This is a genomic window from Paraburkholderia sp. TE9906 (assembly GCF_056279605.1).
In genome coordinates, this window is the sequence record NZ_JBWCCT010000018.1 from 82,113 (window position 1) to 108,336 (window position 26,224).

The 26,224-nt window shown below is 64.2% G+C and carries 32 protein-coding genes; 31 read left to right on the forward strand and 1 reads right to left on the reverse strand.

Going from position 1 to position 26,224, the window contains the following annotated elements:
• The first annotated feature begins 89 nt into the window (after positions 1 to 89).
• The 28 genes from ACZ9H4_RS32530 (at position 90) to tatC (ending at position 21,858) form a co-directional block, all read left to right on the forward strand.
• Positions 90 to 1,220: an FAD-dependent oxidoreductase gene (locus tag ACZ9H4_RS32530; RefSeq protein ID WP_476122471.1), complete on the forward strand. Its 1,131-nt coding sequence runs from the start codon at positions 90 to 92 to the stop codon at positions 1,218 to 1,220.
• 65 nt (positions 1,221 to 1,285) lie between these two features.
• Entirely contained in the window at positions 1,286 to 1,483 is a 198-nt protein-coding gene (thiS, locus tag ACZ9H4_RS32535) for a sulfur carrier protein ThiS (RefSeq protein ID WP_121315856.1), read from the forward strand.
• Positions 1,484 to 1,531: 48 nt separating this feature from the next.
• Positions 1,532 to 2,347 (forward strand): thiazole synthase, encoded by an 816-nt coding sequence (locus ACZ9H4_RS32540; protein WP_476122472.1) that lies wholly within the window; start codon positions 1,532 to 1,534, stop codon positions 2,345 to 2,347.
• Positions 2,344 to 3,447: a thiamine phosphate synthase gene (gene thiE, locus ACZ9H4_RS32545; RefSeq protein ID WP_476122473.1), complete on the forward strand. Its 1,104-nt coding sequence runs from the start codon at positions 2,344 to 2,346 to the stop codon at positions 3,445 to 3,447. The genes ACZ9H4_RS32540 and thiE overlap by 4 nt, the downstream gene beginning before the upstream one ends.
• Positions 3,448 to 3,541: 94 nt before the next feature.
• Positions 3,542 to 4,363 carry an ABC transporter ATP-binding protein gene (locus ACZ9H4_RS32550; protein ID WP_408146452.1) on the forward strand — a complete coding sequence of 274 codons (822 nt, stop codon included), beginning with the start codon at positions 3,542 to 3,544 and terminating at the stop codon, positions 4,361 to 4,363.
• Complete coding sequence (gene mlaE, locus ACZ9H4_RS32555; protein ID WP_408146454.1) at positions 4,360 to 5,127, forward strand: lipid asymmetry maintenance ABC transporter permease subunit MlaE; 768 nt, start codon at positions 4,360 to 4,362, stop codon at positions 5,125 to 5,127. Before ACZ9H4_RS32550 ends, mlaE begins: the two co-directional genes overlap by 4 nt.
• 91 nt (positions 5,128 to 5,218) lie before the next feature.
• Positions 5,219 to 5,758: an outer membrane lipid asymmetry maintenance protein MlaD gene (mlaD, locus tag ACZ9H4_RS32560; RefSeq protein WP_408146456.1), complete on the forward strand. Its 540-nt coding sequence runs from the start codon at positions 5,219 to 5,221 to the stop codon at positions 5,756 to 5,758.
• Between the two features lie 11 nt (positions 5,759 to 5,769).
• Positions 5,770 to 6,807, forward strand: a complete 1,038-nt coding sequence (locus ACZ9H4_RS32565) for an MlaA family lipoprotein (RefSeq protein ID WP_476122474.1) — start codon at positions 5,770 to 5,772, stop codon at positions 6,805 to 6,807.
• A gap of 114 nt (positions 6,808 to 6,921) precedes the next feature.
• On the forward strand, positions 6,922 to 7,554 hold the full coding sequence (locus ACZ9H4_RS32570; protein ID WP_408146460.1) for an MlaC/ttg2D family ABC transporter substrate-binding protein: 633 nt from the start codon (positions 6,922 to 6,924) through the stop codon (positions 7,552 to 7,554).
• A complete protein-coding gene (locus ACZ9H4_RS32575) occupies positions 7,551 to 7,844 on the forward strand; it encodes an STAS domain-containing protein (protein ID WP_408155274.1) in 294 nt (97 codons plus the stop codon). The genes ACZ9H4_RS32570 and ACZ9H4_RS32575 overlap by 4 nt, the downstream gene beginning before the upstream one ends.
• A 349-nt stretch (positions 7,845 to 8,193) precedes the next feature.
• Positions 8,194 to 9,126 (forward strand): ABC transporter ATP-binding protein, encoded by a 933-nt coding sequence (locus tag ACZ9H4_RS32580; protein ID WP_408146464.1) that lies wholly within the window; start codon positions 8,194 to 8,196, stop codon positions 9,124 to 9,126.
• A complete protein-coding gene (locus ACZ9H4_RS32585) occupies positions 9,123 to 9,887 on the forward strand; it encodes an ABC transporter permease (protein ID WP_408146465.1) in 765 nt (254 codons plus the stop codon). The genes ACZ9H4_RS32580 and ACZ9H4_RS32585 overlap by 4 nt, the downstream gene beginning before the upstream one ends.
• A gap of 15 nt (positions 9,888 to 9,902) precedes the next feature.
• Positions 9,903 to 10,142, forward strand: a complete 240-nt coding sequence (locus tag ACZ9H4_RS32590; protein WP_007180203.1) for a BolA family protein — start codon at positions 9,903 to 9,905, stop codon at positions 10,140 to 10,142.
• A gap of 111 nt (positions 10,143 to 10,253) precedes the next feature.
• Positions 10,254 to 11,516 (forward strand): UDP-N-acetylglucosamine 1-carboxyvinyltransferase, encoded by a 1,263-nt coding sequence (gene murA, locus ACZ9H4_RS32595; protein ID WP_121315848.1) that lies wholly within the window; start codon positions 10,254 to 10,256, stop codon positions 11,514 to 11,516.
• On the forward strand, positions 11,513 to 12,199 hold the full coding sequence (gene hisG / locus ACZ9H4_RS32600) for an ATP phosphoribosyltransferase (protein WP_042329176.1): 687 nt from the start codon (positions 11,513 to 11,515) through the stop codon (positions 12,197 to 12,199). The genes murA and hisG overlap by 4 nt, the downstream gene beginning before the upstream one ends.
• 63 nt (positions 12,200 to 12,262) lie before the next feature.
• Positions 12,263 to 13,597: a histidinol dehydrogenase gene (hisD, locus tag ACZ9H4_RS32605; protein ID WP_408146469.1), complete on the forward strand. Its 1,335-nt coding sequence runs from the start codon at positions 12,263 to 12,265 to the stop codon at positions 13,595 to 13,597.
• A gap of 183 nt (positions 13,598 to 13,780) precedes the next feature.
• Complete coding sequence (gene hisC / locus ACZ9H4_RS32610) at positions 13,781 to 14,851, forward strand: histidinol-phosphate transaminase (protein WP_476122475.1); 1,071 nt, start codon at positions 13,781 to 13,783, stop codon at positions 14,849 to 14,851.
• Positions 14,852 to 14,918: 67 nt separating this feature from the next.
• Positions 14,919 to 15,506: an imidazoleglycerol-phosphate dehydratase HisB gene (hisB, locus tag ACZ9H4_RS32615; protein ID WP_042329170.1), complete on the forward strand. Its 588-nt coding sequence runs from the start codon at positions 14,919 to 14,921 to the stop codon at positions 15,504 to 15,506.
• Between the two features lie 128 nt (positions 15,507 to 15,634).
• Positions 15,635 to 16,276: an imidazole glycerol phosphate synthase subunit HisH gene (gene hisH, locus ACZ9H4_RS32620; protein ID WP_476122476.1), complete on the forward strand. Its 642-nt coding sequence runs from the start codon at positions 15,635 to 15,637 to the stop codon at positions 16,274 to 16,276.
• Between the two features lie 214 nt (positions 16,277 to 16,490).
• Positions 16,491 to 17,243: a 1-(5-phosphoribosyl)-5-[(5-phosphoribosylamino)methylideneamino]imidazole-4-carboxamide isomerase gene (hisA, locus tag ACZ9H4_RS32625; protein WP_121315844.1), complete on the forward strand. Its 753-nt coding sequence runs from the start codon at positions 16,491 to 16,493 to the stop codon at positions 17,241 to 17,243.
• Between the two features lie 242 nt (positions 17,244 to 17,485).
• Positions 17,486 to 18,259: an imidazole glycerol phosphate synthase subunit HisF gene (gene hisF / locus ACZ9H4_RS32630; protein WP_408146475.1), complete on the forward strand. Its 774-nt coding sequence runs from the start codon at positions 17,486 to 17,488 to the stop codon at positions 18,257 to 18,259.
• Position 18,260: 1 nt separating this feature from the next.
• Positions 18,261 to 18,671, forward strand: a complete 411-nt coding sequence (gene hisI / locus ACZ9H4_RS32635) for a phosphoribosyl-AMP cyclohydrolase (protein ID WP_408327284.1) — start codon at positions 18,261 to 18,263, stop codon at positions 18,669 to 18,671.
• The gene (locus ACZ9H4_RS32640; RefSeq protein WP_408146478.1) at positions 18,668 to 19,051 is read left to right on the forward strand and encodes a phosphoribosyl-ATP diphosphatase; all 384 of its coding nucleotides are present in this window, start codon (positions 18,668 to 18,670) and stop codon (positions 19,049 to 19,051) included. Before hisI ends, ACZ9H4_RS32640 begins: the two co-directional genes overlap by 4 nt.
• Before the next feature lie 84 nt (positions 19,052 to 19,135).
• Positions 19,136 to 19,531, forward strand: a complete 396-nt coding sequence (locus ACZ9H4_RS32645) for a DUF4870 family protein (protein WP_408146480.1) — start codon at positions 19,136 to 19,138, stop codon at positions 19,529 to 19,531.
• A gap of 81 nt (positions 19,532 to 19,612) precedes the next feature.
• Positions 19,613 to 19,978: a histidine triad nucleotide-binding protein gene (locus tag ACZ9H4_RS32650; RefSeq protein ID WP_408146481.1), complete on the forward strand. Its 366-nt coding sequence runs from the start codon at positions 19,613 to 19,615 to the stop codon at positions 19,976 to 19,978.
• 265 nt (positions 19,979 to 20,243) lie between these two features.
• On the forward strand, positions 20,244 to 20,483 hold the full coding sequence (tatA, locus tag ACZ9H4_RS32655; RefSeq protein ID WP_408146483.1) for a Sec-independent protein translocase subunit TatA: 240 nt from the start codon (positions 20,244 to 20,246) through the stop codon (positions 20,481 to 20,483).
• Positions 20,484 to 20,522: 39 nt separating this feature from the next.
• Positions 20,523 to 21,041 (forward strand): Sec-independent protein translocase protein TatB, encoded by a 519-nt coding sequence (tatB, locus tag ACZ9H4_RS32660; protein WP_476122477.1) that lies wholly within the window; start codon positions 20,523 to 20,525, stop codon positions 21,039 to 21,041.
• Between the two features lie 34 nt (positions 21,042 to 21,075).
• Positions 21,076 to 21,858 (forward strand): twin-arginine translocase subunit TatC, encoded by a 783-nt coding sequence (tatC, locus tag ACZ9H4_RS32665; RefSeq protein ID WP_408146487.1) that lies wholly within the window; start codon positions 21,076 to 21,078, stop codon positions 21,856 to 21,858.
• 144 nt (positions 21,859 to 22,002) lie between these two features.
• On the opposite strand, the gene ACZ9H4_RS32670 is transcribed toward tatC, so the two are convergent.
• Positions 22,003 to 23,226, reverse strand: a complete 1,224-nt coding sequence (locus tag ACZ9H4_RS32670) for a Do family serine endopeptidase (protein WP_408146489.1) — start codon at positions 23,224 to 23,226, stop codon at positions 22,003 to 22,005.
• A gap of 19 nt (positions 23,227 to 23,245) precedes the next feature.
• Here ACZ9H4_RS32670 and ACZ9H4_RS32675 point away from each other — a divergent pair, with 19 nt between their 5' ends.
• From ACZ9H4_RS32675 to ACZ9H4_RS32685, 3 genes are all read left to right on the forward strand, one after another.
• On the forward strand, positions 23,246 to 23,992 hold the full coding sequence (locus tag ACZ9H4_RS32675) for a Nif3-like dinuclear metal center hexameric protein (protein WP_408146491.1): 747 nt from the start codon (positions 23,246 to 23,248) through the stop codon (positions 23,990 to 23,992).
• Between the two features lie 220 nt (positions 23,993 to 24,212).
• Positions 24,213 to 24,836 carry a ubiquinol-cytochrome c reductase iron-sulfur subunit gene (gene petA, locus ACZ9H4_RS32680; protein ID WP_168663719.1) on the forward strand — a complete coding sequence of 208 codons (624 nt, stop codon included), beginning with the start codon at positions 24,213 to 24,215 and terminating at the stop codon, positions 24,834 to 24,836.
• Positions 24,836 to 26,215: a cytochrome b gene (locus ACZ9H4_RS32685; protein ID WP_408155262.1), complete on the forward strand. Its 1,380-nt coding sequence runs from the start codon at positions 24,836 to 24,838 to the stop codon at positions 26,213 to 26,215. The genes petA and ACZ9H4_RS32685 overlap by 1 nt, the downstream gene beginning before the upstream one ends.
• Positions 26,216 to 26,224: the final 9 nt, after the last annotated feature.

The following is a 26,224-nucleotide window of genomic DNA, read 5'->3' on the forward strand; positions in this document are numbered from 1 at the left end:
TGTTTTGCTCTTCGCTACGTCGCCGTCGGTGCGTCGTGCTTCAGCCTTGCTTGCCGCCGTAGAGCGGCGCCCACGCGGGAGTCCGCGCGATGAACCGGTCCGCCCAACCTGATTTCGCCGTCCTCGGCGGCGGTCTTTGCGGCCGGCTGGTCGCGTGGCGTCTGGCGGGCCAGGGACATCGCGTGGCGCTGTATGAGCGCGGCGACGCCGCCGGTTCGCAGGCCGCCGCGTGGGTCGCCGCGGCGATGCTCGCGCCGCTCGCCGAAGCCGCCAGCGCCGAGCTGCTGATCACGCGTCTCGGCGCGAGTTCGCTCGATACCTGGCCGCAGTTGCTGGCCGAATTGCCCGAGCCGGTGTTCTTCCAGCGCAATGGCACGCTGGTCGTCTGGCATCATGCCGACCGCACCGAAGCGCCGCTGTTCGAGCGCCGGGTTCGCTCGAACGCGCCGGCCGACCTGCTCGACGGCGGTTTCGTGACGCTGGCGGGCGCCCAGGTCGGCGCGGCCGAGCCCGCGCTGGCGGGCCGCTTCAATCAGGGCTGGCTGCTGCCGCGTGAAGGCCAACTGGACAACCGCCAGGTGCTGGCCGCGTTGGCCGCGGGGCTTGCCCAGCGCGGCGTCGACACTCACTGGAACACGCCCGTCGACGAGCAGTCGCTGCCGTCCGCGCGCATCACGATCGACTGCCGGGGCCTCGGTGCGAAGCCCGTGCTGCCCACGCTGCGGGGCATTCGCGGCGAAGTCGCGCGGGTGCATGCGCCAGGTATCAACCTGACGCGCCCGGTGCGGCTGCTGCATCCGCGCTATCCGCTCTATATCGCGCCGAAGCAGAACGACCTGTACGTGATCGGCGCTACTGAAGTCGAAGGCGAGGACATGTCGCCGGTCAGCGTGCGCTCCGCGCTCGAACTGCTGAGCGCGGCGTTTTCCGTGCATCCGGGCTTCGGCGAGGCACGCATCCTGGAACTGAATTCGCAGTGCCGCCCGACCTTGCCGGACCACCGTCCGGCGCTCCTGTGGGACGGCGCGCGGACACTGCGCGTGAACGGGCTGTACCGGCACGGCTACATGATCGTGCCCGAAGTCGCCGACGAAGCCGTGCGCTTCGCGTCGGCGCTGCTCGACGGCCGTATCGGCGATGCCGACGCGTTCGCCGACTGGCGCCGCGACGCGCGCTGGAGCGAGCTTTTCCAACAGGATTGCGCGCGGGAGCCGGCATGAGCGTTGCGCGCTCCCATGCCGCTCGCCCGCCGCTTTCGCCATCGATTGAACCGCATTCGAACACCATGGACATTCATATCAATCAGAAGCCGTTGTCGCTGCCCGAAGGCGCGACCGTCGCCGATGCGCTCGCCGCGTACGGCGCGCGCCCGCCGTTCGCGGTCGCGCTGAACGGCGATTTCGTCGCGCGCACCCAGCATGCGGCGCGCGCGCTGCAGCCGGGCGACCGGCTCGATGTCGTGCAACCCGTGGCCGGCGGCTAAGCGTTGCCCCGCCGCCCGCCACGCCTTGCCGGAGACCCGATGATGCAAATGACTTCCCCCCAAACCGCCGACGCGCTCACGCTGTACGGCCAATCCTTCGCGAGCCGCGTGCTGCTCGGCACCTCGCGCTATCCGTCGCTGCAGTCGCTGTCCGATTCGATCGACGCGGCGCACCCCGGCATGGTCACCGTCGCGCTGCGCCGGCAGATGAACGAAGGCGGCGCCGAAGCCGGCTTCTTCGATCTGCTCAAGCGCCACGGAGTGCCGCTGCTGCCGAACACGGCCGGCTGCCTGACAGTCGGCGAGGCGGTGACTACCGCGCACATGGCGCGAGAAATCTTCGAAACGGACTGGATCAAGCTCGAACTGATCGGCGACGACTACACGTTGCAGCCTGACCCCGTCGGGCTGATCGAAGCGGCCGCGCAGTTGATCAAGGACGGCTTCAAGGTGCTGCCGTATTGCACCGAAGACCTCGTGATCGGCCGCCGTCTGCTCGACGCCGGTTGTGAAGCGCTGATGCCATGGGGCGCGCCGATCGGCACCGGCAAGGGTGTGATCAACCCTTACGGGCTGCGGGTGCTGCGCGAGCGGCTGCCGGACGTGCCGCTGATCGTCGACGCCGGGCTCGGCGTGCCGTCGCATGCGGCGCAGGTGATGGAGTGGGGTTTCGACGGCGTGCTGCTGAACACCGCAGTGTCGCAGGCGACGCACCCCGATGCGATGGCGCGCGCGTTCGCGCTGGGCGTCGAAGCGGGCCGCCAGGCTTTTCTGGCGGGGCCGATGGCCGAGCGCGAAAGCGCGCACGCGAGCACGCCGGTGGTCGGCATGCCGTTCTGGCACCAAGACGGGAGCGCCGCATGACGCAAACACTGGCATTGAAGCATCGCGACCTGTTCTGGCCGCCCGCCGACGAACTCACCGAAGCCACCGAGCGCATCCGCGCGCGCCTCGGCGACTGGCCGCCGACGCACGCGCCGTGGCGCATCTGCCTGACCGCGCCGGACGAGCCCAACGGCGGCGACCTGATCGTGATCGCCGACGCCCAGCAGCACGGCGAGCAGATGGCGCGCTGGCTGGTGCAGGGCGCCGGCGTGGTTGAAGCGGCGCAGGACACGGCCACGCTGCATCTGGGCGGCGAGAAGTACCGCCTCGAAGGTCATCTGGCGGACGACTGGATTGCCGCGCTGGCCGCGTTTCTCGACTGTGGTTTCGACCCGCACGATGCGCTGGTGCTGGCGCTCGCGTGGCGCGACGGCGACGAAACTCGCGCCGACGACGCCTTTCCGGCCGACATCGCGCGATTCCCGCGCCTTGCCGGTTTGCCGGCCGCGCCCGCGCAAGCGTTCGCGCGCTGCCCGGACCGGCTCGGCCTATATCCGGTGCTGCCGAGCGCGGAATGGGCCGAGCGGGTGGTGGCCTTCGGCGTGAAGACGGTGCAGTTGCGCCGCAAATCGGCCGAACCCGCCGACGAGCTGAAGCGCGAAATCGCCCGCTGCGTGGCCGCCGGACGCGCGCACGACGCTCAGGTATTCATCAACGACCACTGGCAGGCCGCGCTCGAAGCGGGCGCGTATGGCGTCCACCTCGGTCAGGAAGACGTGCATACCGCCGACCTCTCCGCGCTGGCCGCCGCCGGCATCCGGCTGGGTCTGTCGACGCACGGTTTCTACGAGATTCTGAAAGCGCTGCATTTTCGGCCGAGCTACATTGCATTGGGCGCGGTGTTTCCGACCACGACCAAGGTCATGCCCACCGCGCCGCAGGGTCTCAAGCGCCTTGCGCGCTACGTGCGTCTGCTCGACGGTGTCGTGCCGCTGGTGGCGATTGGCGGCATCGACCTGCAGGTGCTGCCCGACGTGCTGGCGACGGGTGTCGGCTGTGCTGCGGTGGTGCGCGCGGTCACGGAAGCAGCCGATCCGGCGGCCGCCGTTTCTGCGCTGCAGCAAGCGTTTACGCAATAATCGTCGGGCTTATTTTAGAGACAGGGCACCTCACGGCAGCTTTTGCATGATGGCCCTATAATTCGGCCTTCCGTGTAAAAGGACTGTCAGTTTCGTGTCTTCCTCCCCCGAGACCTTACTCGAGCTGCGCGACGTCGACTTCGGTTACGGCGACCGGCTCGTCCTGTCGAGCCTGAATCTGCGCTTCAAACGCGGGCAGGTCGTCGCGGTCATGGGCGGCTCGGGTTGCGGCAAGACCACGGTGCTGCGTCTGATCGGCGGTCTGGTGCGCGCGCAGCGCGGCCAGATCCTCTTTCACGGCCAGGACGTCGGCCAGCAGACGCGCGACGGCCTTTACGCGCTGCGCCGCAAAATGGGCATGCTGTTCCAGTTCGGCGCGCTGTTCACCGACATGTCGGTGTTCGAAAACGTGGCCTTCGCGCTGCGTGAGCACACCGATCTGCCCGAAGAATTGCTGCGCGACCTCGTGCTGATGAAGCTCAACGCGGTCGGCTTGCGCGGCGCGCGCGACTTGATGCCGTCGGAGATTTCCGGCGGTATGGCGCGGCGCGTGGCGCTCGCGCGCGCCATCGCGCTCGACCCCGAACTGATGATGTACGACGAGCCGTTCGCCGGTCTCGATCCGATCTCGCTCGGCATTACCGCGAACCTGATCCGCGCGCTGAACCAGGCGCTGGGCGCCACCTCGATCCTGGTCACGCACGACGTGCCTGAATCGTTCGCGATCGCCGATTACGTCTACTTTCTCGCCAACGGCGGGGTCCACGCCGAAGGCACGCCGGCCGAACTTCGCGCGTCGGCCGATCCGACAGTGCGGCAGTTCATCGACGGCGCCCCGGACGGCCCGTTCAAATTCCACTATCCGAGCAAGGCGTCGCTGGCGGCGGACTTCGGCATCGGCGGAGGCCAGTCATGATCAGTGCGATCGGTCGCTCGGTGATCGGCGGGCTCGGCACGGCCGGCTACGCCACGCGTTTTTTCTTCCGGCTGCTGCTCGAGTTCTTCCCGTTGCTGCGTCGTCCGCGCCTTGTCACGAAGCAGATCCACTTCGTGGGTAATTATTCGCTGGTGATCATTGCCGTGTCGGGGCTGTTCGTCGGCTTCGTGCTTGGGTTGCAGGGCTATTACACGCTCAATCGGTACGGTTCCGAGCAGGCGCTGGGCCTGCTGGTCGCGCTGTCGCTCGTGCGCGAACTCGGACCGGTGGTGACCGCGCTGCTGTTTGCCGGCCGCGCCGGCACGTCGCTCACGGCCGAGATCGGCCTGATGAAGGCGGGCGAGCAACTCACCGCGATGGAAATGATGGCGGTCGACCCGGTCAAGGTCGTGGTCGCGCCGCGCCTGTGGGCCGGCATTGTCGCGATGCCGGTCCTCGCCGCGATTTTCAGCGCGGTCGGCGTGTTGGGTGGTTATGTGGTGGGCGTACTGCTAATCGGCGTCGACGCGGGCGCGTTCTGGTCGCAGATGCAAGGTGGCGTGGACGTCTGGCGCGATGTCGGCGCCGGGGTCGTCAAGAGCGTGGTGTTCGGCCTCGCGGTGACCTTCGTCGCGCTGTTTCAGGGCTACGAAGCCAAGCCCACGCCGGAAGGCGTGTCGCGCGCGACGACCAAAACGGTCGTGTATGCGTCGCTGGCGGTGCTCGGGCTCGATTTTCTGCTGACCGCACTGATGTTCAGCTAAGACTGCGCGGCACGTTGGCCGCCGGCGACGCGTCACTGGACGCGCGCGGCGGGCAGCGTTGGCGGCGTGGCAGATTCACTTTGGGATGACGATGAAAAAGACTGCTCTCGACTTCTGGGTCGGCCTGTTCGTGGTGTTGGGTTTCGTGGCGTTGCTGTTTCTCGCGCTGAAGGCCGGCAACATGAGCTCGTTGTCTTTCCAGGCAACGTACCCGGTCAAGCTGAAGTTCGACAATATCGGCGGGCTGAAGGCGCGCGCGCCGGTGAAAAGCGCGGGCGTGACGGTGGGCCGGGTTGCGTCGATCGGCTTCGACAGCAATGCGTATCAGGCAGTCGTGGTGATCGATCTCGACAAGCAGTACCAGTTTCCGAAAGACACCTCCGCGAAGATCCTGACTTCGGGTCTGCTCGGCGAACAGTACATCGGACTCGAACCCGGCGGCGACACCGAAATGCTGAAGGCCGGCGACACGATTTCGATGACGCAATCGGCGATCGTGCTGGAAAATCTGATCGGCCAGTTCCTGTATAGCAAGGCCGCGGATTCGGGGGCGTCGAAGCCCGCGACGGCCGCGCCCGCCCCGGCGGCTGCGGCGCCGGGTTCGTCTGCCGCCGGCGCGGCCGGTCAATAAGGAGAACACGAATGCAGACCACACGCATCGGAGGCGTGCGCGCCTTCCAGTTGGGCACGATCGTGGTGGCGGCCGCGGTGCTGGCCGGCTGCGCCACGGTGGAAACGGCCACCAAGGGCGATCCGTTCGAAGGCCTGAACCGCACCATCTTCACCGTCAACGACAAGATCGACCAGTACGCGCTGAAGCCGGTCGCCAAGGGCTACGTGTGGGCGACTCCGCAGCCGGTGCGCGACAGTGTGACGAACTTCTTCTCGAACATCGGCGACGTCTACATCGCGGCGAACAACCTGCTGCAGTTGAAGATTACCGACGGCGTGCAGGACATCATGCGGATCGTGATCAACACGGTGTTCGGTGTCGGCGGCCTGTTCGACGTGGCGACGCTCGCCAAGCTGCCCAAGCACGAGAACGACCTCGGTCTGACGCTCGGTCACTACGGCGTGCCGCCGGGGCCGTACCTGGTGCTGCCGCTGTTCGGCCCGAGCACGGTGCGTGACGCGGTCGGCTCGGTCGGCAACTACTATGTGAACCCGCTGAGCTACATCGACCCGCCGGGTCTGAGCTGGGCGCTGTACGGCCTGAACATCGTCAACGTGCGCGCGAATCTGCTGAGTGCGAGCGACGTGCTGGAAGGCGCCGCGCTCGACAAATACTCCTTCGTGCGTAACGCGTATCTGCAACGCCGCCAGTATCTGCTGTCGGACGGCCGCCGGCGCACGCAGGAGCTGCCGAACTACGACGACGAAGCGCCGCTGCCGAAGTACGACGAGGACGTCGACGGCACGGCAGGCGCGGCCGCCGCGCCTGCCGGTGCGGTCACCGGAACGGCCGGCGCCGCGGCGGGCACGCAAGGTGCTGCTGCGAAGGCTGCGCCAGCATCCGGCCCGGCCGTCGCGACGCCGCCGCAAGCTGCGTCGGGAGCCGCGGCGGGCGAGTCGGAAACGCCACCGCTCGACCTGAACGGCGGTCCCGAAACGACGCAAATTCCGGCCGGCCAACTGGTTCCGCCGTCGCGTTTCAACTTTCCGTCATTCAAATTGCGCTGAACGTGCGGCGGTAACAGATCGATACGACTCTCGCAGTTTGCGCATGGATTGCCGTCGAACTCGCGTGCTAAGGTCGCCTCAAACGCTTGCACTACTTTTAAGGCTAGGCTCGATATGAAAAAACTTTTCCTGATTCCGTTGTTCGCCGTGTTGTTTTCCTTCGTGAGTGCCGGGGCATCGGCGCAAACCGTGGACACGAATTCGCCCGACGTCCTGATCAAGACCGTCACCCAGCAGGTGGTCGACGCGGTGCGCGGCGACAAGTCGATCCAGCAGGGCGACATTTCGCACATCACCCGTCTCGTCAACGAAAAGATCCTGCCGTACATGGATTTTCGCCGCACCACGCAACTGGCGATGGGCCGTAACTGGCGCACCGCCTCGCCCGAGCAGCAAAACCAGGTCGTCGAGCAGTTCAAGATGCTGCTGATCCGCACGTACTCGGGTGCGCTCGCGCAGGTGCGCGACCAGCAGATCCAGTACAAGCCGTTCCGCATGAATCCGGACGACACCGACACGGTGGTGCGCTCGGTGGTGATGAACAACGGCTCGCCGATCGAACTCGACTACCGTCTGTACAAGACGCCGCAAGGCTGGCGCGTGTATGACATCAACGTGCTCGGCGCATGGCTGATCCAGGCGTATCAGCAGCAATTCAATGAGCAGATCCAGCAGAAGGGCGTCGACGGGCTGATCCAGTTCCTCACGCAGCGCAACCAGCAACTCGCCGCGGGCAAGCAGTCGTGAGCGAAGTGCTGAGCGCCGTCGCGAACCGCTTCGAGAGCGGCGCATCGTTGACCCACGAGAGCGCGAAGGCCGCGCTCTCGGCGGGTTTGCAACGCATCTCGGCCGGCGCGACCGGTGTGGATTGCACGCCGCTCGCGCAATTCGATTCATCCGCACTGGCTGTGTTTCTCGCGTGGGAGCGTGCCGCCCAGGCACGCGGCGTCAAGTTCGAGATCGTCAATCTGCCGGCTGGTCTCGCCAGTCTCGCCCAGGCCTACGGCGTCGATACGTTGGTGTGTCGAGCTGCCTAGGCGCTTTAGCGCTTACGCACGGTCCCACGCAGCGCGAGTCGATCGGGGTTAGCGCTTTCGCGCATACTCCGGTCCCACGCAGCGCGAGGCCCCGGGCTTCCCGCTTTAGCGCTTACACCGCTTCCTCCCATCATCGCTGCATCAACGCGACATTGACGCTCCGTCCGCGTCACTCCCAATCCTCCCAGTCGAGTCGGGCTTGCTGATTTTTGCCCTATAATCAAACGTTTTTTGGTGCTCGTCACCGGCCCCAATTCCGTTCTCCCAGCATTTTGTTGACCCTGCTCTGGGCTGCCTCCAGGCTCCCACAGGGTTCATTTAGGCGCTGCGACCCACGCGGCCCACAGTCATGTCAGCCATAGAAATTCGTAACGTCAAGAAGCGCTACAAGGACTTGCAGGCGCTCAAGGGCGTCAGCCTCACAGTCGAAGAAGGCGAGTTCTTCGGACTGCTCGGTCCGAACGGCGCGGGCAAGACGACGCTCATCAGCATCCTCGCCGGCCTCGCCCGCGCCGATGAAGGCAGCATCGCGGTACGCGGCCACGACGTCGTGGACGACTTCCGCCACGCGCGCCGCGCGCTCGGCGTGGTCCCGCAGGAGCTCGTGTTCGATCCGTTTTTCACCGTCCGCGAAACCTTGCGCATCCAGTCCGGCTACTACGGGCTACGCAACAACGACGCGTGGATCGACGAGATCATGGCCAATCTCGACCTCACCGATAAAGCCGACGCCAACATGCGCGCGCTGTCGGGCGGCATGAAGCGTCGCGTGCTGGTCGCGCAGGCGCTGGTGCACCGCCCGCCGGTGATCGTGCTCGACGAACCGACCGCGGGCGTCGACGTCGAGCTGCGTCAGACGTTGTGGAAATTCATCTCGCGCCTGAACCGCGAAGGCCACACCATCGTGCTGACCACGCACTATCTGGAAGAAGCCGAGTCGCTGTGCGACCGCATCGCGATGTTGCGGCGTGGTGAAGTGGTCGCGCTGGAGCGCACCAGCACGCTGTTGCAGCGCTTTGCCGGCATGCAGCTGTTCGTGCGTTTCGCGCAGGGCGTGCTGCCTGCCGAACTGCGTCCGCTCGAAGCGGAAAGTGGCGCGGGCAACGGCAATGGCCGTCAGCATCTGCTGCGCCTCACGAGCTACGACGAGGTCGAACGGATTCTCGCGCAGTGCCGCGCAGCGGGCTGTACATTCGAAGAAATCGAGGTCCGCAAGGCCGACCTCGAAGATGTGTTCGTTCAGGTGATGAACGGTCCGGAAGTGATCGAGGGGCTTGCATGAGCGGCTACAGTGGATTCAGTACGCTGTTTTACAAGGAGTTGCTGCGTTTCTGGAAGGTGGCGTTCCAGACCGTGCTCGCACCGGTCATCACTGCGCTGCTCTATCTGACCATCTTCGGCCACGCATTGCGCGACCACGTGCAGGTCTATCCGGGCGTCGAATACACGAGCTTCCTGATTCCGGGTCTCGTGATGATGAGCGTGCTGCAGAACGCGTTCGCGAACAGTTCGTCGTCGCTGATCCAGTCGAAGATCACGGGCAACCTCGTGTTCGTGCTGCTGCCGCCACTGTCGCATTACGAGATGTTCGCCGCCTATGTGCTCGCTGCCGTGGCGCGCGGGCTCGCGGTTGGCTTCGGCGTGTTCATCGTGACAATCTGGTTCGTGCCGCTCAGCTTCACCGCGCCGCTCTACATCATTCTGTTCGCGATTTTCGGCGCGGCGATTCTCGGCACGCTCGGTCTGATCGCCGGTATCTGGGCGGAGAAGTTCGACCAGCTCGCCGCGTTCCAGAATTTTCTGATCATGCCGCTTACGTTCCTCTCGGGCGTGTTCTACTCGACGCATACGCTGCCGCCGGGCTGGCGCGAAGTGTCGCGTCTCAATCCTTTTTTCTACATGATCGACGGCTTTCGCTATGGGTTCTTCGGGATGTCGGATATCAATCCGCTCGTGAGCCTTGCGATTGTCGCCGGTTTCTTCGTGGTGCTGGCTGTGGTAGCGATGCGCATGCTCGCTTCCGGCTACAAACTGCGCCACTGATCAGGAGCTTCTCTCATGTTGCCGACTCCCGAACAGGTCAAGCAATACATTGCGGCTGGGCTCGCTTGCCAGCATCTCGAAGTCGAAGGCGACGGCCAGCACTTCTTCGCGACCATCGTGTCGCCGAGCTTCGAAGGCAAGCGTCCGATCCAGCGTCATCAACTGGTGTATGCGGCGCTCGGCGACCGCATGCGCGAAGAAATTCACGCGCTCAGCATGAAGACGCTGACGCCCGCCGAATGGCAGAACGCGTAATCTGGAAATTTAGTGCGAATTACTCAAGAAGGACGCGACGCCGGTAGCGGCGCGTCGAACACGCTCAATGCAGCCCCGGCCGAAGTCCGGGTCAATCAGGAACTGACAGGCATGGATAAACTCGTCATTGAAGGTGGCTACCCGCTGTCGGGTGAAGTCGTCGTCTCGGGTGCGAAGAATGCGGCGTTGCCGATCCTGTGCGCGGGTTTGCTCAGCGCGGAACCGGTGCATCTGGACAATGTGCCCGACCTGCAGGACGTACGCACGATGCTCAAGCTGCTCGGCCAGATGGGCGTGCGCATCGAGAGCGGCGAAGGCCGCGTGACGCTGGACGCATCGAAGGTCGACAACGTCGTCGCGCCGTACGAGATGGTGAAGACCATGCGCGCGTCGATTCTCGTGCTCGGCCCGCTGGTCGCGCGCTTCGGCCACGCGCGGGTGTCGCTGCCGGGCGGCTGCGCGATCGGCGCGCGTCCGGTCGATCAACACATCAAGGGCCTGCAGGCGATGGGCGCCGAGATCACGATCGAGCACGGCTTCATCGAAGCCCGCGCGAAGCGTCTGAAGGGCGCGCGCATCGTCACCGACATGATCACCGTGACCGGCACCGAAAACCTGCTGATGGCGGCGGTGCTGGCCGAAGGCGAAACGGTCATCGAGAACGCGGCGCGTGAGCCGGAAGTCGGCGACCTCGCACATCTGCTGGTGTCGATGGGCGCGCAGATCGAAGGTATCGGCACGGACCGTCTCGTGATCCAGGGCGTCGACAAGCTGCATGGCGCGAAGCACACGGTGATTCCGGATCGCATCGAAGCCGGCACGTTCCTGTGCGCGGTGGCGGCAGCCGGCGGCGACGTCACGCTGCGTAAAGTGCGTCCGCTGATTCTCGAAGCCGTGACCGAAAAGCTGCGCGAAGCGGGCGTCACGATCGAAGAAGGCGACGACTGGATGCGCGTGCGCATGGACAAGCGTCCGAGCGCCGTCACGTTCCGCACCTCCGAATACCCCGCGTTCCCGACCGACATGCAGGCGCAGTTCATGGCGCTGAACACGATCGCGGACGGCACCTCGCAGGTCGTCGAAACGATCTTCGAGAACCGCTTCATGCACGTGCAGGAATTGAACCGCCTTGGCGCGAGCATCACGATCGACGGCAACACCGCGCTCGTGAACGGCGTCGACAAGCTGTCGGGCGCGATGGTGATGGCCACCGACCTGCGCGCGTCCGCGAGTCTCGTGATTGCCGCGCTGCGTGCCGAAGGTGAGACGCTGATCGACCGTATCTATCACCTGGATCGCGGCTACGACCGGATGGAGACCAAGCTCAACGCGATCGGCGCGAAGGTGCGCCGCGTGTCCGGGAGCCAGGCATGAGTTCGATGCCGCAAACGTCGTCGTCGCCGGCGGTGAGCGCGCCGCTCACGCTGGCGTTGTCGAAAGGGCGTATCTTCGAAGAAACGCTGCCGTTGCTCGCGGCAGCCGGCATCGAAGTGGCCGAGGATCCGGAAACCTCGCGCAAGCTGATTCTGCCAACCACCGACGCGAACCTGCGCGTGATCATCGTGCGCGCCACCGACGTGCCGACCTATGTCGAATACGGCGCGGCCGATTTCGGCGTGGCGGGCAAGGACGTGCTGCTCGAGCATGGCGGCAGCGGCCTGTATCAGCCGGTGGACCTGGATATCGCGCGTTGCCGGATGTCGGTCGCGGTCGCCGCGGGTTTCGATTATGCGAAGGCGGTGCGCCAGGGCGCGCGCCTGCGCGTGGCGACCAAGTACGTTGAGACCGCACGTGAGCATTTTGCCGCCAAGGGGGTACACGTCGATCTGATCAAGCTGTACGGTTCGATGGAACTGGCGCCGCTCGTCGGCCTCGCCGATGCGATCGTCGACCTGGTGAGTTCGGGCAATACCTTGCGCGCCAACAATCTTGTCGAGGTGGAGGAGATCATGGAGATCTCGTCGCGCCTCGTCGTGAACCAGGCGGCGCTGAAACTGAAGCGCGCCGCGCTGCGGCCGATTCTCGACGCGTTCGAACGTGCGTCGAAAGCTGGCTGATCGGCGGCCCGACAATGTTGTGACCACGCTGTAAAGCGCGCCTTACCGAAAACGGATACCCGTATGTCTATCAAGATTCGCAAACTCGATTCCACCGCTTCCGACTTCCACAAGTCGTTGCATGCGGTGCTCGCGTTCGAGGCGAGCGAAGACGAAGCAATCGAGCGCTCGGTCGCGCAGATTCTGAACGACGTGAAGGCGCGCGGCGACGCGGCGGTGCTCGAGTACACGAACCGCTTCGACCGGCTCGACGTGCAGAGCGTCGCTGCGCTGGAGTTGCCGATGGCCGAGCTGGAAGCGGCGCTCGAAAGTCTGGAGCCGAAGCGGCGTGCGTCGCTCGAAGCGGCGGCGGCGCGCGTGCGCGGCTACCACGAGAAGCAGAAGATCGAGTGCGGCAGCCATAGCTGGCAGTACACCGAGGCCGACGGTACGGTGCTTGGCCAGAAGGTCACGCCGCTCGATCGCGCGGGCATCTACGTGCCGGGCGGCAAGGCCGCCTATCCGTCGTCGGTGCTGATGAACGCGATTCCGGCGCGTGTGGCCGGCGTGCGCGAAATCGTCATGGTCGTGCCCACGCCGGACGGCGTGAAAAATCCGCTCGTGCTGGCGGCCGCGCTGCTGGGCGGCGTGGATCGCGTGTTCACGATCGGCGGCGCGCAGGCGGTGGGCGCGTTGGCTTACGGCACGCAAACCGTGCCGGCGGTCGACAAGATCTGCGGCCCCGGCAACGCGTACGTCGCATCGGCCAAGCGCCGCGTATTCGGCACGGTCGGTATCGACATGATCGCCGGGCCGTCGGAAATTCTCGTGCTGTGCGACGGCACCACCGACCCGCGCTGGGTCGCGATGGACCTGTTCTCGCAAGCCGAGCACGACGAACTCGCGCAATCCATCCTGCTGTGCCCGGATGACGCGTTCATCGCGCGCGTGCACGATGCAATCAACGAATTGCTGCCGACCATGCCGCGCCAGGACGTGATCCGCGCGTCGCTCGAAGGGCGCGGCGCGCTGATCAAGGTGCGCGACATGGCGGAAGCCTGCGCGATCGCCAACGACATCGCCCCGGAACACCTCGAAATCTCCGCGCTGGAGCCGCATCAGTGGGGCCAGCTGATTCGCCATGCAGGCGCGATCTTCCTCGGCCGCTACACCAGCGAGAGCCTCGGCGACTACTGCGCGGGACCGAATCACGTGCTGCCGACCTCGCGTACCGCACGGTTCTCGTCGCCGCTGGGCGTCTACGATTTCTTCAAGCGCTCGAGCGTGATCGAAGTCAGCGCGGAAGGCGCGCAGACACTCGGCGAGATCGCCGCTGAACTCGCGTATGGCGAAGGCCTGCAGGCGCACGCCCGCAGCGCTGAATACCGGATGCGGCAGAACAACAACGATCGCGGCTAGGCGCGGCGAGTCGGACACGGAAGATAAGCGGGCGGCCAGCGAACCGGTGCCCCCAATCTTCAGCGACGGACTGCGCGTGCTCGTTGCCCTCCCGTTCAAAACGACAATAGAGACCAACCAGGGCGGCCCATGCGCCGCCGATGCCCGGCCGGCATCTTCCTTCGCGGCCGGTTCCACACTGCTATGACGACACCTCAAGACATCATCCGCCGCGACGTGCTCGCGATGACGAGCTATCCGGTTCCGGACGCCACGGGCTTCATCAAGCTCGACGCGATGGAAAATCCGTTTCCGCTGCCGCCGGTCCTGGCCGCGCATCTGGGCGAGCATCTCGCCGGCGTCGCGCTGAACCGCTACCCGGCGCCGCGCCCGGACGCGCTGATCGAAAAGATCAGGCGCGTGATGGGCGTGCCGGCCGGCTGCGACGTGCTGCTCGGCAACGGGTCGGATGAAATCATCAGCATGGTGTCGGTCGCGTGCGCGAAGCCGGGTGCGAAGGTGCTCGCGCCGGTGCCGGGTTTCGTGATGTACCAGATGTCGGCGAAGCTGGCGAATCTCGAATTCGTGGGCGTGCCGTTGAAGGCGGACTTCACGCTCGACACCGAAGCGATGCTCGCCGCGATCGCTGAGCACGAACCGGCGATCGTCTATCTCGCGTATCCAAACAACCCCACCGGCACGCTTTTCGACGACGCCGACATGGAACGCATTATCGCCGCGGCGGGCAAGAGCCTGGTGGTGATCGACGAGGCGTATCAGCCGTTCGCGCAGCAAAGCTGGCTGCCGCGCGCCGACGCGTTCGACAACGTCGTCGTGATGCGCACGGTGTCCAAGCTCGGCCTCGCCGGCATCCGTCTCGGCTACCTGGTCGGCAAGCCCGCGTGGCTGACCGAGTTCGACAAAGTGCGGCCGCCGTACAACACCAACGTGCTGACGCAGGCTGCCGCGGATTTCCTGCTCGACCACGTCGACGTGCTCGATGCGCAAGCCGCGCAATTGCGCGAAGAACGCACGAGGCTCGCGCAGGCGGTCGCCGCGTTGCCGGGCGCGCAAGTGTTCCCGAGCGCCGGCAACTTCCTGCTGGTGCGCGTGCCCGATGCGTCCGTTATGTTCGAAACCCTGCTCACTGCGCGGGTTCTGATCAAAAACGTGAGTAAAATGCATCCATTGCTGGCCAATTGCGTGCGTTTGACCGTCGGATCGCCGGAGGAGAATGCGCAATTGCTGGCCGGCCTGAAGCTCGTGCTGCACTGAACGAACGGCATTGCCGTTTTCCCATCCCACACTACTATCGCTTTCTAGCTAGATTCGAGGAATTACCATGCGCCTTGCGGAAGTCGTTCGCAACACCAGCGAAACGCAGATCCGTGTGAAGATCAACCTGGACGGCACCGGTCAGCAGAAGCTGGCCACCGGTGTGCCGTTTCTGGACCACATGCTCGACCAGATCGCACGGCATGGCCTGTTCGACCTCGAGATCGAAGCGCATGGCGACTTGCATATCGACGACCATCACACGGTCGAAGACACCGGCATCACACTCGGCCAGGCCGTCGCGAAGGCGATCGGCGACCGCAAGGGCATCCGCCGGTACGGTCATTCGTACGTGCCGCTCGACGAAGCGCTGTCGCGCGTCGTGATCGATTTTTCCGGCCGCCCGGGCCTCGAATTCCACGTGCCGTTCACGCGCGCGCGCATCGGCACGTTTGACGTCGATCTGTCGATCGAATTTTTCCGCGGTTTCGTGAATCACGCGGGCGTCACGCTGCATATCGACAACCTGCGCGGCCTGAACGCTCACCATCAGATGGAAACGGTGTTCAAGGCATTCGGCCGGGCGTTGCGTATGGCCACGGAAATGGACGAACGCGCGGCGGGGCAGATTCCGTCGACCAAGGGCAGCCTTTAAGCCTAACCAAGCCGCATTCAGCCGCTCAACTTCAGACGACTCATTGACCAGGATCGCGCGTCGGCCGACCGTCGTTCGGTGCCGGACCTCACCGTCGATCGATTGACGGCGTTGCCGCCAAACTTGAAATGAAAACTTCGATAGCGATTGTGGATTACGGAATGGGCAACCTGCGTTCGGTTGCCCAGGCATTGCGCAAGGCTGCGCCGGAAGCGGACGTCGCGATCGTCGACCGGCCGGAAGCGATCCGCACGGCCGACCGCGTGGTGCTGCCCGGCCAGGGTGCGATGCCCGACTGCATGCGCAGTCTCGGCGAGTCCGGCTTGCAGGAAGCCGTGATCGAGGCGTCGCGCAGCAAGCCGCTGATGGGCGTGTGCGTCGGCGAGCAGATGCTGTTCGACTGGAGCGCGGAAGGCGACACGCCGGGCCTCGGTCTGCTGCCGGGCAAGGTGCTGCGCTTCGACCTGGAAGGCCAGGTGCAGGACGACGGCTCGCGCTTCAAGGTCCCGCAAATGGGCTGGAACCGCGTGCGCCAGGCGCAGCCGCATCCGCTGTGGGACGGCGTCGCGGACAACGCATTTTTCTATTTCGTGCACAGCTATTATGTGCAGCCGGACAGCGCGGCTCATACCGCGGGCGAAACGGTGTACGGCGTGCCCTTTACCTCGGCGGTGGCGCGCGATAACATCTTCGCCACCCAATTCCACCCGGAAAAGAGCGCTGACGCGGGGCTGCGCGTGTATCGCAACTTCGTGCACTGGAACCCGTGAGCGCCTTTTTTCATCCGGTTGCTGCGCGCCATTGCGCCGCAAATGCGGCGGCTGCCGCGCGCCGTAACCGCGGCACTGCGATTTCGCTTGCAGAGGACGCTCAGCAAGGGCGTCGAAAGACTTGTACTAAACTAGCGAAACGGCGTTTTGGCGGACTGGCTCATCAGCCGCTGCCGCCGACCTTCAACCCCTTCCCAGACAACACCCGATTGCTATGCTGCTGATTCCCGCCATCGACCTGAAAGATGGTCAGTGTGTACGCCTCAAACAAGGCGATATGGACCAGGCGACGATATTTTCCGAGGAACCGGCGGCGATGGCCCGACATTGGGTCGAGCGTGGCGCCCGCCGTTTGCACCTCGTCGACCTGAATGGCGCGTTTGCCGGCAAGCCGAAGAACGAAGAGGCGATCCGGGCGATCATCGAGGAAGTGGGCGGGGAGATTCCCGTGCAACTGGGCGGCGGTATCCGTGACCTGAACACGATCGAGCGCTATCTGGACGACGGTCTGTCGTACGTGATCATCGGCACCGCGGCGGTCAAGAATCCGGGCTTTCTGCAGGATGCGTGCACGGCGTTCGGCGGCCACATCATCGTCGGGCTGGATGCGAAAGACGGCAAGGTCGCGACCGACGGCTGGAGCAAGCTGACCGGCCACGAAGTCGCCGATCTCGCGCGCAAGTTCGAGGATTACGGCTGCGAGTCGATCATCTACACCGACATCGGCCGCGACGGCATGCTGCAAGGCATCAACATCGAAGCGACGGTGCGCCTCGCGCGCGCGGTGAAGATTCCAGTGATCGCGAGCGGCGGTCTGTCGAACCTCGCTGACATCGAATCGCTGTGCGAAGTCGAAGACGAGGGCATTGAAGGCGTGATTTGCGGCCGTGCGATCTACTCGGGCGATCTCGACTTCGCGGCGGCGCAGACGCTCGCGGACCGGCTGCGCGAATCGGACGACGCGTAACGCCGATTCGGGCTCGCGGCGAGACCCCGAGCCCCGAGCCCCGAGCGCCGGCCGTCGCGGTAGACCGATCGTGCGGCGTGCGCCACGGACGCGGTGCTTCGTCCGCGGAACAACGCGTCGCGGCCGAGCTTCACTCGCGGCGTGATCCAGCCTCGGCAGCCTTGCGGCGGGTCGCGCCGGCATAGCGCCGCAAGCCCCCGGGCGAGCGGCCTCATCAGCGGTATTGGCAGAATTGCAAGATCATGGCTCTAGCTAAACGCATCATCCCCTGTCTCGACGTCACGGCCGGACGCGTGGTCAAGGGCGTCAACTTCGTCGAACTGCGCGATGCGGGCGACCCCGTCGAAATCGCCCGCCGTTACGACGATCAGGGCGCCGACGAACTCACCTTCCTCGACATCACCGCCACCTCCGACCAGCGCGATCTGATCCTGCCGATCATCGAAGCGGTCGCCTCGCAGGTGTTCATTCCGCTGACAGTCGGCGGCGGCGTGCGCGCGGTCGAAGACGTGCGGCGCCTCCTGAACGCAGGCGCGGACAAGATCAGCATGAACTCGTCGGCGGTCGCGAACCCGCAGCTCGTCAAAGACGCAACCGACAAATACGGCTCGCAGTGCATCGTCGTTGCGATCGATGCGAAACGCGTGTCCGCGGACGGCGAGCCGCCGCGCTGGGAAGTCTTCACGCACGGCGGGCGCAAGGCCACCGGCCTCGATGCGGTCGAATGGGCGCGCAAGATGGCCGAACTCGGCGCCGGCGAAATCCTGCTGACCAGCATGGACCGCGACGGCACCAAGAGCGGCTTCGACCTCGCGCTCACGCGCGCGGTGTCGGACGCCGTGCCCGTTCCGGTGATCGCGTCGGGCGGCGTGGGCAACCTGCAGCATCTGGCCGATGGCATCAGGAGCGGCCACGCAGATGCGGTATTGGCCGCGAGCATCTTCCACTACGGCGAGCACACCGTGGGCGAGGCCAAGCGCTTCATGGCCGATCAAGGCATTTCGGTGAGGTTGTGACGTGGTGAATCCCTCGGCGGTGAATTGGCTCGATAAGGTGAAGTGGGACGCGAACGGCCTCGTGCCGGTGATCGCGCAGGAAGCGTCGACCAACGACGTGCTGATGTTCGCGTGGATGAACCGCGAAGCGCTGGCGAAGACCATCGAATTGGGCCGTGCGGTGTACTTTTCGCGTTCGCGTCAGCGTTTGTGGTTCAAGGGCGAGGAGTCCGGCCACGTGCAGCACGTGCACGAAGTGCGGCTCGATTGCGACGAAGACGTCGTGCTGCTGAAGGTGGAGCAGGTGTCGGGCATCGCGTGCCATACCGGCCGCCACTCGTGCTTTTTCCAGAAATTCGAAGGCTCGGTGGATGATGGCGACTGGCTCGCCGCAGATCCCGTGCTGAAAGACCCCGAACACATCTACAAATGACGCAATCCACGCCAACCACGTCGTCTACCGCCGATACCTTGCTGCGCCTCGCGGCGATCATCGACAGCCGCAAGGGCGGCGATCCGGACGTTTCCTACGTGTCGCGCCTGTTCCACAAGGGCGATGACGCAGTGCTCAAGAAGATCGGCGAAGAGGCCACCGAAGTCGTGCTGGCCGCCAAGGACGCGCGCCACGGCGGCGCGCCGAAGGCGCTGGTCGGCGAGGTCGCGGACCTGTGGTTCCATTGCCTCGTGATGCTGTCGCACTTCGATCTGAGTCCGGCGGACGTGCTCGCCGAACTCGAGCGCCGCGAAGGCCTGTCGGGTATCGAGGAAAAGGCGCTGCGCAAGAGCCGCGAACGCGAGCAGAACGGCGATTGATCGGCCGGCCCGGCTTGAAGCCGCGCGCACCGGCGCCCATATTGCACTGAACGCATCTGAGCGCATCATCGGGAGGACGCAAGCATGGAACAGCCGCACGAGAGCTACCCGCCGCCGGTTTATCGCCACGCGATGGAGCCGGAACGCGAACGCAGTCTGCGCACGCTCACCCACGTGCTGTATGCGCTATACGCGGTCCACTGGCTGACGGGCGGCCTGACGATCCTGATCGCGATCATCATCAACTACGTGAAGCGGCCCGACGTAGCGGGCACGCCGTATGAAGCCCACTTCGAATGGCAGATCCGTTCGTTCTGGCTGTGTCTGCTTGGTTACGCGATCGGGGCCATGCTGTTGCTCGTCGTGATCGGCATACCGGTTCTGTGGGCCGTCAGCATCTGGATGTTGTACCGTATTATCAAAGGCTGGCTGTATCTGTACGATAACAAGCCGCTTGCGAATCCGCGTGCCTGGGTCTGAGTGTAGTACGCCCGTTTATCGGGCTTTGCTCGAATCTTGCCGCGTCGCTTCGCGCCCCAGTCATACCGCGTCAGGAATACGATGAGTCACGATCCGAACTGCCTTTTCTGCAAGATCGCCACTGGCGAGATCCCATCGACCAAAGTCCACGAAGACGAAGAGTTCGTTGCCTTCCGCGACATCCGTCCGGCGGCCGACACGCATGTGCTGGTGATCCCGCGCAAACACATCGCCACACTGTCGAATTGCACCGATAGCGACGCGCCTCTGCTTGGTAGAATGATCGTCTTGGTGGCGCGTCTGGCCGATCAGCTCGGGGTTGCCTACACCGGCGGCGAAACGGGTTTTCGCACGGTAATCAATACCGGCCCCGGCGGCGGCCAGGAGGTGTATCACCTGCATGCGCACATTCTCGCGGGACCGCGTCCGTGGCAACGGATGGGCTGACGCAAAAGCGGGGTCATGTATGCCCGCTGCAAGTTTTGGTCGTGGACAATAGCGCAGCTGTCGTTTTTTAAGCACTGTAATAACGACGACGCGATCGTTCGGCCACAATGACATTCGTCATGTCGCCGGTTGAATCGGAGCAGTCCGCGGTCACGTATAGAGGAAGCGCAAGCGCGACGGAGCAAACGCAAGCGCTTCGGTCACGCCGCAAGGCGCACGAATTTTGCCGCATCGCGGTGCGGTGTCGGGGTTAAGGAGAGTAGTCATGGGTTCGTTGAGCATTTGGCATTGGCTGATCGTGTTGTTGATCGTGGCGCTCGTGTTCGGCACGAAGAAGCTGCGCAATATCGGCACCGACCTGGGCGGCGCGGTGAAGGGTTTCAAGGAAGGCATGAAGGAAGCCGAAACGCCGGCAGGTGACGCGCAGCAGCGCGAACTGCCGCGCAACGGCGCCGTGGATGTGGATGCGAAGGAAAAAGCGCCGCGTTCCGGCGATTACCGCTAAGCCGCGGCTCACCCGCGTTACTGACGGACATTCCACTTCATGCTGGACCTCGGTCTAACCAAGATGGCGCTGATCGGCGTCGTCGCGCTGGTCGTACTCGGACCGGAGCGCCTGCCACGCGTCGCCCGCACGGCGGGCGCGCTGTTCGGCCGCGCGCAGCGGTATATCAACGACGTGAAGTCCGAAGTGACGCGCGAAATCGAGCTCGACGAATTGCGGCGCATGAAGACCGAGTTCGAAACGGCCGCGAGCAATGTCGAAACCTCTGTTCAGGACAATCTGCGCAAGCACGAGAGCGAACTGAACGACGCGTGGAACAGCGGCACGTCGGTGTCGCCGAGCATTGCCGGCGGCGCGCTCGAAGACGTTGGCAATTCGCCGTGGCAGACCAGCACGCCGGCCACGGCGTCCAAGCGCAAGAACTGGCGTGTCAAGCAGACCGCCATGCCCGCCTGGTACAAACGCGCCACCACGCGTCGCACGCGCGTGCAATCGGGGGCGGCGCGCGTCGCGCGGCATACGCCCGCCACCTTGCGTCGTCCGACGCGGTTCTTCTGATGATCAGAACGACAATCTCTAACCGAGGGCCGGTGTGAGCGACCCCCAGCATACCCAGAACGAAGGCACTGAAGAGACCTTCATTTCACACCTCGTCGAATTGCGCGACCGCATCATCCGCGCGGGCCTTTCCGTCATCGTGGTGTTCATCGGACTCGTGTATTGGGCGCCGGATATTTTCCGGCTGCTGGCGCGCCCGCTGATGCAGAACCTGCCGAAGGACGGCAAGATGATCGTCACCGACGTCACCGGCTCGTTCTTCGTGCCGATGAAGGTGACCATGCTGGTCGCGTTCGTGATCGCACTGCCCATCGTGCTGTACCAGATCTGGGCGTTCGTCGCGCCGGGTCTCTATCAGCACGAGAAGAAGCTGGTCGTGCCGCTGGTCGCCAGCAGCTACACGCTATTCCTGTGCGGCATGGCGTTCGCGTACTTCGTGGTGTTCCCGACCATCTTCCGCGTGATGGCGCACTACAACGCGCCGCTCGGCGCGGAAATGACCACCGACATCGACAACTACCTGAGCTTCGTGCTGACCATGTTCATCGCGTTCGGCGTGACGTTCGAAGTGCCGATCGTCGTCGTGCTGCTGGTTCGCATGAACGTCGTCACGTTGAAGAAGCTCAAGGAGATCCGACCGTATGTGATCGTCGGCGCGTTCGTGATCTCGGCCGTGGTGACGCCGCCGGACGTGTTCTCGCAACTGATCCTGGCGATTCCGCTGATCGTGCTCTACGAAGCGGGGATCATTGCGGCGCGCCTGATTGTCCGCAAGCAGCCGATCGCGGTCGAAGACGCGAGTTCGCCGCCGGGTTGAATTGACACATGCCGGGGTCTTGCAGAAAAGCAGTGATCGCCATGCAAAAGGGCAGTCCATCGCGGACTGCCCTTTTTGCTTTCGGCATTCGCGGGTCGCTCGCTATGCCTTTGCGCGACCGCTGCGTACTCTCTTCCCTCTGCCTTAACCCGCGTCGTCGTCCTGCTGGTCGCCGCCGCCGTTATCCTCGACCGGCTGCTTCGGAGGGGGCGGACGCTTGCCGATGGTGACGTCCAGATCGATCTCGCGGCCCTTGCGCACCAGATGCACCTTTGCGGCCGTGCCCGGCTTGATCTGCGCAATGACGTTCAGCAAGCGCGTGGTGTCGGTGATCTCCTGGCCGTTCACGCTTACCAGGATGTCGCCCGGCTTGACGCCCGCGCGGTCGGCAGGGCCGCCCTTCAGCACGCCCGCGACGATTGCGCCCGATTTCTGATCGAGCCCGAACGACTCGGCGATCTCCGGCGTCACGTCCTGCGGCTCGACGCCGATCCAGCCGCGCGTGACCGTACCGGTGGTGATGATGCTCTCCAACACGCTGCGCGCGGTCGACACGGGGATCGCAAAGCCGATGCCGAGCGAGCCGCCCGAGCGCGAATAGATGGCGGTGTTGATGCCGAGCAGGTTGCCGTTCTCGTCGACCAGCGCGCCACCCGAGTTGCCGGGGTTGATCGCCGCGTCGGTCTGAATGAAGTTTTCGAACGTGTTGATGCCGAGGTGGTTGCGCCCGAGCGCACTGACGATGCCCATGGTCACCGTCTGGCCGACGCCGAACGGATTGCCGATGGCGAGCACCACGTCGCCGACGCGCGTCTGATCCATGCGGCCCAGCGTGATGGTGGGCAGGTTGGTCATGTTGACCTTGAGCACGGCCAGATCCGTTTCAGGATCGATGCCGATCACCTTGGCATTGGTGGTGCGGCCGTCGGCCAGCGCGATTTCAATCTGATCGGCGCCGTCCACGACGTGCTGGTTCGTTAGAATGTAACCTTCCGAACTCACGATCACCCCGGAGCCGAGGTTGGATGCCGGTTGCTCCTGCTGATTGCGTTTGTTCTTGTCGCCGAAGAAATAACGGAACAGCGGATCTTTCGCGCGCGGATCGGGCGGCAGTGAGCCATCCTTGCTGGAGAACACATTGACGACCGCGGGCATGGCCTTTTGCGCGGCGTCCGCGTAGGACGCCTTAGCCGGGCCGCTGCCGATGCCTGGCGCCACTTCCCGCAGGGCGACGATGGGTTCGGCGAGTTGTTTGCCGAATTGCCCTTGACGCTGGAGCCACTGCGGTTTGAGGGTCGCAATGATGAACATCAGCGCCAACAGCACAGTCACCGCTTGGGCAAAGAACAGCCAAAAGCGTCTAAGCATCTGAAGACTAGAGGTTTATATGGATCGGATCGAACTTGAATTGTACTTGAACAATCTTCTTGAAACCGCGCGCTTCAAGGACTATTGCCCCAATGGATTGCAGGTCGAAGGGCGGCGCCGGATCAATAAACTCGCGACCGGCGTGACCGCGTCGGTCGCCTTCCTGGAGGCCGCGCTCGACTGGGGCGCGGACGCCGTGCTGGTCCACCACGGCTACTTCTGGCGCAACGAAGCGCCGCAGATCACCGGCCGCAAACATGCGCGCCTGAAACTGCTGATCGGCAACGACCTGAACCTGTTTGCCTATCACCTGCCGCTCGACGACCACTCCGAGTTCGGCAACAACGCGCAGATCGGCGCGAAGATGGGCTGGATCAGCGACGCGCGCTTCGGCGAGAACGACCTCGGCTGGCTCGCCACTTTTCCGATGCCGATTACGCTCGCGCACTTCACCGCGGAAATCGAACAGACGCTCGGCCGCACGCCGCTCGTGTTCGGCGACCCGGACCGCGAACTGCGGCGCGTAGGCTGGTGCACGGGCGCCGCGCAAGGCATGTTCGACGCGGCGATCAACGCGGGCGCCGACGTCTACCTGACCGGCGAGGTCTCGGAATCGGTGATGCACACGTCGGCGGAGAGCGGCGTCGCGTTTCTCGCGGCCGGACACCATGCGACCGAGCGCTTCGGCGTGCAGGCGGTGGGCAAGCATCTGTCCGAGCAGTTCGATATCGAACACCTCTTTATCGATATCCCTAATCCAGTTTGAATTGCGAATTGCATTAAAGAAGGAAAAGTCACGAATAACGCAGAGGGTACTTAAAAGGAGGTGCAAAATAGTTTGCGATCCGTACGGAGAAACCCTGATTTATCAAGGGCTTCGCACGGTTTTTGGCAATCGGCCCTTGTAAATGGCGACTCCATTCGCGCAAACTAGCGGCGGTAGAAGCGACGTGAAGGAAAAATCCAACTCAGAAGTGGGGCGTGTGATGCGAGACAAGGAAGATGAACGCGTCGTCGACGGCAGCCGCCGTAACTGGCTGGTAGCGACGACCGTAGCAGGTGGCATCGGAGGTGTTGCCATTGTCGTACCCTTTGTTAGTTCGTTTGCACCATCTGAAAAGGCCAAGGCAGCAGGCGCCCCGGTCGAAGTCGATATCAGCAACCTCAAGCCCGGCGACATGATGACCGTCGCCTGGCGTGGCAAGCCGGTGTGGATCATCAACCGCACCGACCAGATGCTCGCCGATGTTCAGAAAGCCGATAACCAGGTAGCGGATCCCCTCACCAAGAATCCCTTTTCAATGCCGTTGCCGGAGTACTGCAACAACGAATTCCGTTCACGCGCCGAGAACAAGCACCTTCTAGTCGCCGTCGCCGTGTGCACCCATCTGGGCTGCACGCCGACGCCGCGCTTCCAGCCGGGCGCGCAGCCCAATCTTCCGGACGACTGGCCAGGCGGCTTCCTGTGCCCGTGCCACGGCTCGACCTACGACATGGCCGGCCGCGTCTTCAAGAACAAACCTGCGCCGCAAAACCTCGATATCCCGCGCTTCATGTTCACGTCGGCCACCGGCCTCGTGATCGGGAAGGACGAGAAAGGAGAAGCGTAATGGCGAGCGACCACGAAGTAGAGACGACCGGGCTGGTCGGCTGGATCGACCGGCGCTTCCCGATGACTTCCACCTGGAAGAAGCACGTTTCCGAGTACTACGCGCCGAAGAACTTCAACTTCTGGTACTTCTTCGGTTCGCTCGCGCTGCTGGTGCTGGTCAACCAGATCGTCACCGGCATCTTCCTCACGATGAACTACAAGCCCGACGCGACGCTTGCGTTCTCGTCGGTCGAGTACATCATGCGCGAGGTGCCGTGGGGCTGGCTGATCCGCTATATGCACTCCACGGGCGCGTCGATGTTTTTCGTCGTCGTGTATTTGCACATGTTCCGCGGGCTGATGTACGGCTCGTACCGCAAGCCGCGCGAACTGGTGTGGATCTTCGGCTGCCTGATTTTCCTGTGTCTGATGGCCGAGGCGTTCTTCGGCTATCTGCTGCCATGGGGGCAGATGTCGTTCTGGGGCGCGCAGGTGATCGTGAATCTGTTCTCGGCAATTCCGTTCATCGGGCCCGATCTGTCGCTGTGGATTCGCGGCGACTACGTCGTCTCGGACGTCACGCTGAACCGCTTCTTCGCGTTTCATGTGATCGCGATTCCGCTGGTGCTCGTCGGCCTCGTGATCGCCCACCTGGTCGCGCTGCATGAAGTGGGGTCGAACAACCCGGACGGCATCGAGATCAAGGCGAAGAAAGGCCCGGACGGTGTGCCGCTCGACGGCATTCCGTTCCACCCGTTCTACTCGGTGCATGACTTCATGGGCGTGACGGTGTTCCTGCTGATCTTCGCGGCGATCATTTTCTTCGCGCCGGAGATGGGCGGCTACTTCCTCGAAGCCAACAACTTCGTGCCGGCCAATCCGCTGCAGACGCCGCCGGAAATCGCGCCGGTGTGGTACTTCACGGCCTTCTACGCGATGCTGCGCGCCACCACCGACCCGTTCAAGATCGTGCTGATGATCGTGATCGCGCTGCTCGGCCTGCTCGCGGTGGTGCGCGCGCGCGGCAAGTGGAAGCTCGGATTGCCGGTGCTCGCGGTGCTGGTGATTCTGGCGATGGCCTTCACGGAGTCGAAGTTCTGGGGCGTGGTGGTGATGGGCAGCGCGGTGATCTCGCTGTTTTTCCTGCCGTGGCTCGACCGCTCGCCGGTGAAATCGATCCGCTACCGGCCGTTTTTTCACAAGGTGTTCTACGCGATCTTCGTGCTCGCTTTCCTGACGTTGGGCTTCCTCGGCACTAAACCGCCGTCGCCTGCCTCGACGTTGATTGCCCAGGTGTGCGCGCTGATCTACTTCGCGTTCTTCCTCGGCATGCCGTTCTGGACGCGGCTTGGCAAGTTCAAGCAGCCGCCCGAGCGGGTGCGGTTCAAGCCTCACTAATCGCGAGCC

Excerpts from the sequence above, each read along its gene's own strand:
- ACZ9H4_RS32530 (WP_476122471.1), top strand. The coding sequence starts at position 90 with ATGAACCGGTCCGCCCAACCTGATTTCGCCGTCCTCGGCGGCGGTCTT.
- thiS (WP_121315856.1), top strand. The coding sequence starts at position 1,286 with ATGGACATTCATATCAATCAGAAGCCGTTGTCGCTGCCCGAAGGCGCG.
- ACZ9H4_RS32540 (WP_476122472.1), top strand. The coding sequence starts at position 1,532 with ATGACTTCCCCCCAAACCGCCGACGCGCTCACGCTGTACGGCCAATCC.
- thiE (WP_476122473.1), top strand. The coding sequence starts at position 2,344 with ATGACGCAAACACTGGCATTGAAGCATCGCGACCTGTTCTGGCCGCCC.
- mlaE (WP_408146454.1), top strand. The coding sequence starts at position 4,360 with ATGATCAGTGCGATCGGTCGCTCGGTGATCGGCGGGCTCGGCACGGCC.
- mlaD (WP_408146456.1), top strand. The coding sequence starts at position 5,219 with ATGAAAAAGACTGCTCTCGACTTCTGGGTCGGCCTGTTCGTGGTGTTG.
- ACZ9H4_RS32565 (WP_476122474.1), top strand. The coding sequence starts at position 5,770 with ATGCAGACCACACGCATCGGAGGCGTGCGCGCCTTCCAGTTGGGCACG.
- ACZ9H4_RS32570 (WP_408146460.1), top strand. The coding sequence starts at position 6,922 with ATGAAAAAACTTTTCCTGATTCCGTTGTTCGCCGTGTTGTTTTCCTTC.
- ACZ9H4_RS32580 (WP_408146464.1), top strand. The coding sequence starts at position 8,194 with ATGTCAGCCATAGAAATTCGTAACGTCAAGAAGCGCTACAAGGACTTG.
- ACZ9H4_RS32585 (WP_408146465.1), top strand. The coding sequence starts at position 9,123 with ATGAGCGGCTACAGTGGATTCAGTACGCTGTTTTACAAGGAGTTGCTG.
- ACZ9H4_RS32590 (WP_007180203.1), top strand. The coding sequence starts at position 9,903 with ATGTTGCCGACTCCCGAACAGGTCAAGCAATACATTGCGGCTGGGCTC.
- murA (WP_121315848.1), top strand. The coding sequence starts at position 10,254 with ATGGATAAACTCGTCATTGAAGGTGGCTACCCGCTGTCGGGTGAAGTC.
- hisG (WP_042329176.1), top strand. The coding sequence starts at position 11,513 with ATGAGTTCGATGCCGCAAACGTCGTCGTCGCCGGCGGTGAGCGCGCCG.
- hisD (WP_408146469.1), top strand. The coding sequence starts at position 12,263 with ATGTCTATCAAGATTCGCAAACTCGATTCCACCGCTTCCGACTTCCAC.
- hisC (WP_476122475.1), top strand. The coding sequence starts at position 13,781 with ATGACGACACCTCAAGACATCATCCGCCGCGACGTGCTCGCGATGACG.
- hisB (WP_042329170.1), top strand. The coding sequence starts at position 14,919 with ATGCGCCTTGCGGAAGTCGTTCGCAACACCAGCGAAACGCAGATCCGT.
- hisH (WP_476122476.1), top strand. The coding sequence starts at position 15,635 with ATGAAAACTTCGATAGCGATTGTGGATTACGGAATGGGCAACCTGCGT.
- hisA (WP_121315844.1), top strand. The coding sequence starts at position 16,491 with ATGCTGCTGATTCCCGCCATCGACCTGAAAGATGGTCAGTGTGTACGC.
- hisF (WP_408146475.1), top strand. The coding sequence starts at position 17,486 with ATGGCTCTAGCTAAACGCATCATCCCCTGTCTCGACGTCACGGCCGGA.
- ACZ9H4_RS32640 (WP_408146478.1), top strand. The coding sequence starts at position 18,668 with ATGACGCAATCCACGCCAACCACGTCGTCTACCGCCGATACCTTGCTG.
- ACZ9H4_RS32645 (WP_408146480.1), top strand. The coding sequence starts at position 19,136 with ATGGAACAGCCGCACGAGAGCTACCCGCCGCCGGTTTATCGCCACGCG.
- ACZ9H4_RS32650 (WP_408146481.1), top strand. The coding sequence starts at position 19,613 with ATGAGTCACGATCCGAACTGCCTTTTCTGCAAGATCGCCACTGGCGAG.
- tatA (WP_408146483.1), top strand. The coding sequence starts at position 20,244 with ATGGGTTCGTTGAGCATTTGGCATTGGCTGATCGTGTTGTTGATCGTG.
- tatB (WP_476122477.1), top strand. The coding sequence starts at position 20,523 with ATGCTGGACCTCGGTCTAACCAAGATGGCGCTGATCGGCGTCGTCGCG.
- ACZ9H4_RS32670 (WP_408146489.1), bottom strand. The coding sequence starts at position 23,226 with ATGCTTAGACGCTTTTGGCTGTTCTTTGCCCAAGCGGTGACTGTGCTG.
- ACZ9H4_RS32675 (WP_408146491.1), top strand. The coding sequence starts at position 23,246 with ATGGATCGGATCGAACTTGAATTGTACTTGAACAATCTTCTTGAAACC.
- petA (WP_168663719.1), top strand. The coding sequence starts at position 24,213 with ATGCGAGACAAGGAAGATGAACGCGTCGTCGACGGCAGCCGCCGTAAC.
- ACZ9H4_RS32685 (WP_408155262.1), top strand. The coding sequence starts at position 24,836 with ATGGCGAGCGACCACGAAGTAGAGACGACCGGGCTGGTCGGCTGGATC.